The sequence below is a fragment of the Xenorhabdus sp. KJ12.1 genome, assembly GCF_963876495.1.
Lineage (GTDB): Bacteria > Pseudomonadota > Gammaproteobacteria > Enterobacterales > Enterobacteriaceae > Xenorhabdus > Xenorhabdus stockiae.
Map to the genome: position 1 here is coordinate 1 of NZ_CAWNQH010000049.1, position 296 is coordinate 296.

1 pseudogene is annotated in these 296 nt (G+C 48.6%); it reads right to left on the bottom strand.

Annotated features, from left to right (window positions below):
* Positions 1-296, bottom strand: a pseudogene (locus AACS92_RS04695) (phage tail protein); the annotation flags it as partial.

Consider the following 296-nt stretch of genomic DNA (forward strand, 5'->3'; position numbering starts at 1 on the left):
ACGTCCGCTGCGATCAGGCGGATATCATTGACCAGCTCTTTATCATTAATTTTACGGGTTAACGGGACTTTGCTTTCCGCATTGTTGATGGCGCTGGTGGCATTTTGGTTAGCGGTATCTGCCAGTTTCATTGCCTGTACGATATCCTGCTGAACGGGTGCAATCAGCGCATCGGTTTCGGCCTTGTTATAGGCATCTACGTCCGCTGCGATCAGGCGGATATCATTGACCAGCTCTTTATCATTAATTTTACGGGTTAACGGGACTTTGCTTTCCGCATTGTTGATGGCGCTGGT